The organism is Mycolicibacterium houstonense, from assembly GCF_900078665.2.
Taxonomy (GTDB): Bacteria; Actinomycetota; Actinomycetes; order Mycobacteriales; family Mycobacteriaceae; genus Mycobacterium; species Mycobacterium houstonense.
Genome location: NZ_LT546208.1, coordinates 285,965 through 290,354 on the forward strand (window position 1 = coordinate 285,965; position 4,390 = coordinate 290,354).

The following is a 4,390-nucleotide window of genomic DNA, read 5'->3' on the forward strand; positions in this document are numbered from 1 at the left end:
GGCCGGGGCGGGGTCGAGCGGCTGGGCCAGCGCCACCGCGTTGCGGCGGCCGGCGATCGCGTAGGTGCAGAAGCTGGACTGGCCGAAGAAGCCACCGCCGATCGGCGCGCCGTCGAGGTGCAACACGCTGGTCTCGTCGCGGCGGCTACCCCGCATGTTCAGGTCGGTGGAGTGGGCGCAGTACGCCGAGGCCCCGTCCCGGCAGTCGGCGCAGGCGCCGCAGCTGGCGAAGGTGAGGACAACCTGGTCACCGACCCGTGGTGTGGCGTCCGGGCCGGCCTGGACCACTGTGCCCACGCCTTCGTGGCCGAACACCATCGGCGGCTTGCGGAACCGCGCGGCCACACTCACATCGGTGTGGCAGATGCCCACGGCATCGATGCGTACCAGCACTTCGTCGCCGATAGGTTCGCGGAGCTGGACGTCGACGAGCCGAGGATCGGCTCCGGCCTCGAGCAGCACCGCGGCGCGGGCGTTGAGCATCCGGTGATGCTAGGCCACCCACTTGACACCTGTCACAATTGGCCGGCGACCCACCAGAAGGAGACACCCCATGCGTGCAGCACAGATCACCCAACTCGATGGTCCCGACGCGGTGCGGGTGGTCGAGGTCGAGGAACCCACCGGCGACGACGGCGCCGTGGTGATCGACGTTCACGCCGCCGGGGTGGCATTNGACGATGGCGAGCTCACGCTCATCACGCCCGGCCGCGGCGAGCCCGTCGCGCACCGCGGGCAGCGTCGCCTCGTGCAGGAACCGCTTCGACCCGAACGGCATGACCAGCAGGCCGTCGGCGAACTGCGCGGTGGCGCGGGTGAGACGCGGGCCCAACGCGCCGACATAGATCGGCGGCGCACCGTACGGATTGTCCCGGGGCGTGAACGTCGGCGTCATCAGCGTGTGCCGGTAAAACTCGCCGCGAAAATCCAGCCGTTCGCCGGTGTCCCACGCCGCGAAGATCGCCCGCAGCGCCGCAACGAACTCGGACATCCGGGCCACCGGCCGGTCGAACTCCGCCCCAAACCGCTTCTCGACCTGAGTGCGGATCTGGGTGCCGAGCCCGAGGGTGAACCTGCCACCGGACAGGATCTGGTGGTCGATCGCCTGATGAGCCAGGTGGATGGGATTGCGGGGAAACGCAATTGCCACATTGGTCATCAGGTCGAGATCGCCGACCGTGGAGGCGAGCGTCAACGGGGTGAACACGTCGTGGGGCCCCTCGAAGGTGAACACCCCACTGGCGCCGGCCTCGCGCAGGGCGGCGGCCCGATCGATCGCATCTCGCGGCCCGAACAACGCTGTCATGACCTTCACGCGTGAGAGCCTAGACAGGTGACCATCCCAGGCAGCACCGACGTGGTCGTGGTAGGCGCCGGCTTCGCCGGGCTGTCCGCCGCCCGCGCCCTGGTCCGGCTCGGACACCAGGTGGTGGTGCTGGAGGGTCGCGACCGGGTGGGCGGACGCTCGTCGACGGCCACGATCGCCGGGGTGCCCGTCGACCTGGGCGGGACGTTCGTCGGGCCCACTCAGGATGCGGTGCTGGCGTTGGCCGGCGAGCTCGGCTGCCGCACCGTGCCCACCTATGACCGCGGCAAGAACCTGATTCGGTGGCACGGGCGGGTGCGGTCCTATCGCAGCACCATCCCACGCCTGTCGATGATGGAACTGTTCGACGTCTCCCGCATCCAATGGCGGTTCGAGCGGCAGTGCCGGCTGATCCGGGTGGACGAGCCGTGGAACAGCCCGAACGCCGAGAGGCTCGATGGGCGGACCCTCGAGCAGTGGCTGCGCTCGGTGGGGGCGGGCGCCTCGACGCGCAACCTGATGGCGATCATGTCCCGGGTCACCTGGGGTGCGGAGCCCGACGAGGTGTCGATGCTGCACGCCACCCGGTACATCAAGGCCGCCGGCGGGCTGGATCGCATGCTCGACGTCCGTGGCGGCGCTCAGCAGGAGCGCTTTCCCGAAGGCACCCAACAGATTCCGCTGCGGATCGCCGAGGAGCTCGGTGATCGCGTGGTGCTCGAAGCCCCGGTGAACCGCATCGAGCGGCGCCCGGACGGCGGCGTCACCGTGTCGGGTCCGGCCGGTGCGGCGCAGGCCCGTGCCGTGATCGTGGCGATCCCGCCGCAGCACCGCGCCGCCATCGAGTTCAGTCCGCCGCTGCCGACGGCCTACACCGAGCTGGCCGCGCATTGGCCGCAGGGCAACCTCAGTAAGGCCTACGCCGCCTACGAACGACCGTTCTGGCGCACCAACGGCTGCTCGGGCGAGGCACTCTCGGATGAGGGTCCGGTGTTCATCACCTTCGACGTCGGCCCGGGCGACGGTGGTCCGGGCATCCTGCTGGGCTTCACCGATGCCCGCACGTTCGACCGCCTACCGCCTGCCCAGCGCCGCGAGCAGGCGCTCGCCGGTTTCGCGACACTGTTCGGCGATGCGGCGCTCGAGCCGATCGACTACATCGATCACTCTTGGGGTACCGAACGATTCGCACCTGGCGGGCCGACCGCCGCCGTGCCGCCGGGATCCTGGACGCAGTACGGCCGGTGGCTTCGCGAGCCGGTGGACGCGATCCACTGGGCGGGAACCGAAACCGCCGACAAATGGACCGGATTCCTCGACGGTGCGGTGCGATCCGGTCAGCGAGCCGCCGCGGAGGTGGCCGCCCGGCTGACCGCCTGACCCTACTGGCTCGAGGCCCGGGGTAAGGCCACCGATTCGGCGAGCGCCCGCAGTTGCGTATTCACCTGCGACGGGCATTCCAGGATGGCGCAGTGCCCGCCCGGCATCTCGACGAACGCACGGAGGTTCGGGGCGTCGGCGGCGATCCGGCGGGAGGCGTTGATGGGCAGCAACCGGTCTTTGGAACTGCCGATGACGAGGGTCGGCACCGACAGGTTGCGGAGTGAGATGTGTTGCGGCCCCATGCTGTTGACCAGCGTGCGGGCCCACCCGCCGCGGCCGGCGGCCGGGGTCTCGACGAACAGCCGGTAGACGAACTCGGCGACCCACGGTTCGGCGTCGTGGCCCACCGCCAGATGGGCGACGAAACGCTTGTTCGGGCGCTCGGTGATCCGCGGCATCCAGGCCCCGCCGAACGTCCTGATCGCCGAGCCGGCGGCCCGGATGCGGGTAGACGCCAACGCCGCCGGTACCCGGAGCAGCTCCACATCCCGCAGCAAATCTCCGGTGGTGGTGTTGATCAGCGCGACCGCGTCGGCCCGGGCCGCCACCCGCGCCGGATAGCGCTGCGACCACGACGTGATCGCGATGCCTCCCATCGAATGCCCGGCGATGACGGCCCGCTCGCCGGGGTTCAGGGTGGCGTCGAGCACCGCGTCCAGGTCGGCGGCCAGGTGGTTGAGGCTGTAGCGACCTCGCCCGCGCGGTGCGTCGCTGCGGCCGTGCCCGCGGTGGTCGTAGGCGATGACGCGGTAATCGGCGGCCAGGTCGGCGATCTGGTGCGCCCAGACCCCGATCGCGCATGTGATGCCGTGAGCCAGCACGATCGGGTAGCCGTCCTCGGGACCGAACACCTCGGCATGCAGCCGCACGCCGTCGACGGCCTGAACCTCGACGGTGCGTCCCGGTGGTAGCTGGGGAAGGGTCATGATGCTCCGATCCTTGGCGTCGTTGCCGGTGAAAACGGGGAATTACGAGCCTACCGCGCCGGTGACGAGCACCGGTTTGACCACGTCAGCCGCCTTGGCCGCGGCCCACGCCCGCTCGAAGTCATCGAACGGGTAGCGGCTCACCATCCGGTCGAGTGGAAGTTCGCCACGACGGTGCAGAGCGACCAGGCGCGGGATGAAGGTCTGCGGTTCGCTGTCGCCCTCCACCACGCCGCGCACGGTCAGGCCCTTGCCCATGATGGCGGCGACGGGCAGCTCGGCCGTCAGCGCACCCAGCCCGACGAGCGCCAGGGTGCCGCGGGGGCGGAGCACTCCGACGGCCGCGGCCAGCACGTCGGGCCTGGCGGTGGTATCGAGCACGGCGGCCACTCCCCCGGTCAGCTCCAGCACCGCGGCCGCGGCGTCGTCGGTGGTCGGGTCGATTGTCACGGTGGCACCCAATTCGCTTGCCAGCATGCGTCGTTGGTCGATCGGGTCGACGGCGATGATGGTTCGGCAGCCCGCGATCCTGGCACCCATCACTGCCGAGAGGCCCACCGCGCCGGCACCGAACACCACGAGGGCATCGTCGGGCTGCGGTGCGAGCACATTGAGCACCGCGCCCACCCCGGTCTGCACGCTGCAGCCCAGCGGGGCGGCCAGGGCGGGGTCGATCGGCTCGGCCAGCGCCACCGCGTTGCGGCTGCCGGCGATCGCGTAGGTGCAGAAGCTGGACTGGCCGAAGAAGCCACCGCCGATCGGCGCGCCGTCGAGG

Annotated in this window: 4 protein-coding genes and 2 pseudogenes; 2 read left to right on the forward strand and 4 right to left on the reverse strand. The window is 70.6% G+C overall.

What is annotated here, in order from left to right; genetic code table 11:
• The coding region (locus BN4332_RS29355; RefSeq protein WP_160110952.1) for an alcohol dehydrogenase catalytic domain-containing protein at positions 1–483 on the reverse strand (483 nt) is incomplete at its 3' end.
• Between the two features lie 70 nt (positions 484–553).
• Here BN4332_RS29355 and BN4332_RS29360 point away from each other — a divergent pair.
• A pseudogene (locus BN4332_RS29360) lies at positions 554–694 on the forward strand (NADPH:quinone oxidoreductase family protein); the annotation flags it as partial.
• Here the strand turns inward: BN4332_RS29360 and BN4332_RS29365 are convergent.
• A pseudogene (locus BN4332_RS29365) lies at positions 677–1,306 on the reverse strand (TIGR03617 family F420-dependent LLM class oxidoreductase); the annotation flags it as partial. The pseudogenes BN4332_RS29360 and BN4332_RS29365 overlap by 18 nt on opposite strands.
• 27 nt (positions 1,307–1,333) lie before the next feature.
• On the opposite strand from BN4332_RS29365, the gene BN4332_RS29370 reads away from it, so the two are divergent.
• Positions 1,334–2,686 carry a flavin monoamine oxidase family protein gene (locus BN4332_RS29370; protein WP_066903329.1) on the forward strand — a complete coding sequence of 451 codons (1,353 nt, stop codon included), beginning with the start codon at positions 1,334–1,336 and terminating at the stop codon, positions 2,684–2,686.
• 2 nt (positions 2,687–2,688) lie between these two features.
• On the opposite strand, the gene BN4332_RS29375 is transcribed toward BN4332_RS29370, so the two are convergent.
• Positions 2,689–3,615 (reverse strand): alpha/beta fold hydrolase, encoded by a 927-nt coding sequence (locus BN4332_RS29375; RefSeq protein WP_066903332.1) that lies wholly within the window; start codon positions 3,613–3,615, stop codon positions 2,689–2,691.
• A 42-nt stretch (positions 3,616–3,657) separates the two neighbouring features.
• The coding region (locus BN4332_RS29380) for a zinc-binding dehydrogenase (protein WP_066903335.1) at positions 3,658–4,390 on the reverse strand (733 nt) is incomplete at its 5' end.